We start from the raw sequence: 1,117 nt of genomic DNA on the forward strand, positions 1-1,117 counted from the left end.
TTATTATCATTGTTCAAACTTCTTGCGGAACATGACAAACTCCTCATCTTCAACCTCTTCCAAAGATGGGTGCTTGTGCAAATCGAGAGATTCGTCTTTCGCTTCAAGCTTTGGAGAGCCAACTTCTGGGGTCAATGGCTCGGATTGAACGGACTCGTTATCATCATTGGCGTCTAATCTTGGAGATGGCTGTTTTGGTGCTGGAGCTGGAACTGGTGCTGGAGATGAAGATGATTCATTATTCTGGGTAACCTTTTCTTCAGAATTCTTGGCTTGAGCTTGGCTGACTTGACTCAAGAAAGGAGTAAAAAAGTTTTGTAGAAGCTGTTCAACAAATTGCTCTTGTTGGGCTTTAGCATTTCTGGCCTCGGCTTCTCTTCTGATTCTTTCCTTTCTTTCCTGAAGCTTTGCCTGTTCTCTAGCCTTGGCTTCCTTCCTGGCGTTTTCCTCAGCTTGCTTTTGTGCCGCCTCCTTTCTGGCTTTCTCTTCAGCTGCCCTTCTTGCCTGTTCGGCTTCTCTCCTTGCTCTTTCTTCAGCCTCTTTTCTAGCCCTCTCAGCTTCTCTTCTGGCCCTTTCTTCAGCTTCTCTTCTTGCTCTTTCAGCTTCCCTCCTTGCTCTCTCAGCTTCCCTCCTTGCTCTTTCAGCTTCTCTTCTCACTCTCTCTTCTGATTCCCTTCTCGCATTAAGCTTGGCTTGTTCAGCTTGCCTTAACCTATCGTCTCTTTGTTGTTCTCTTTCATTTCCAATAACACAGCCAGGAAAGTAGAATTGAGGATAACATACCTTTTGTTTCTTGGGAATCCTCAACACCAATGTGTTCTCGGCGCGGAAGTATAACCAGTTGATTTCTTGCAAATCGATCTCAGCCAACGAAAACGAAACGGTGGCTTGAAAGTTGTCAGGTTCAGATTCGATGACAAGCTTTACGAGTCCATTTTGACTCTTTAAAGCACGGACTTCATAAGAATTGAAGTCACCATATGGCTTGAAAATGTGGATTTGATACTCGTCTTCAGTTTCAACTTTCTTTGAAATCTTTGGTTGGAATTGTTGACGAAGTTGTTGTTGCTGTTGTTGTTGAACTAAATCAAGAAAGCTCAAGACGGGGTTGTAGTTG

The 1,117-nt window shown here is 43.9% G+C and carries 1 pseudogene; it reads right to left on the reverse strand.

Annotated features, from left to right (window positions below):
* Nucleotides 1–6: 6 nt before the first annotated feature.
* Nucleotides 7–1,117, reverse strand: a pseudogene (locus H9Y04_RS49085) (hypothetical protein); the annotation flags it as partial.

The organism is Streptomyces polyasparticus, from assembly GCF_014493765.1.
In the GTDB taxonomy this organism is placed as follows: Bacteria; Actinomycetota; Actinomycetes; order Streptomycetales; family Streptomycetaceae; genus Streptomyces; species Streptomyces polyasparticus.